1 protein-coding gene is annotated in these 839 nt (G+C 47.1%); it reads right to left on the bottom strand.

What is annotated here, in order from left to right; genetic code table 11:
* Positions 1-2: 2 nt before the first annotated feature.
* Positions 3-839 (bottom strand): elongation factor Tu (locus AAEY78_RS12245; protein ID WP_352339619.1); only part of this gene is annotated, 837 nt, incomplete at its 5' end.

The following is an 839-nucleotide window of genomic DNA, read 5'->3' as shown; positions in this document are numbered from 1 at the left end:
TCTTAAACGTTAACGTTAGCAACAACACCAGCGCCTACGGTACGGCCGCCTTCACGAATAGCGAAGCGAAGACCTTTGTCCATAGCGATTGGGTGGATAAGCTCTACGCCCATCTCAACGTTATCACCAGGCATAACCATTTCAGTACCGTCTTGCAACTGGATTGCGCCAGTGACGTCAGTAGTACGGAAGTAGAACTGTGGACGATAACCGTTTAGGAATGGGGTGTGACGACCACCCTCTTCTTTTGACAATACATATACTTCAGCGTCAAACTTGGTATGCGGGGTAATAGAACCCGGCTTAGCCAATACTTGACCACGTTGTACGTCTTCACGCTTAGTACCACGAAGTAGTACGCCACAGTTTTCGCCTGCACGACCTTCGTCAAGCAGTTTACGGAACATCTCTACACCAGTACAGGTGGTTTTTTGAGTGTCACGGATACCAACGATTTCAATCTCGTCACCAACTTTCACGATACCAGATTCAACACGGCCAGTTACTACAGTACCACGACCTGAGATTGAGAAGACGTCTTCGATTGGCATTAGGAATGCTTTATCGATGTCACGCTCTGGCTCTGGGATGTAAGTGTCTAGGATACCTAGAAGTTCTACTACGGCTGGTTGGCCGTATTTTTCTTGTGAGCCTTTTAGGGCTTCAGTAGCAGAACCTTTAACGATTGGGGTGTCATCGCCTGGGAAGTCATAGTCAGATAGAAGTTCACGAACTTCCATTTCTACGAGCTCTAACAATTCTTCGTCATCAACCATGTCACATTTGTTCATGAATACGACGATGTACGGTACGCCAACCTGACGTGATAGCAAGATGTG

The organism is Psychrobacter sp. 16-MNA-CIBAN-0192 (assembly GCF_040309565.1).
Lineage (GTDB): Bacteria > Pseudomonadota > Gammaproteobacteria > Pseudomonadales > Moraxellaceae > Psychrobacter.
This window is presented reverse-complemented; position numbering and strand designations above follow the sequence as displayed.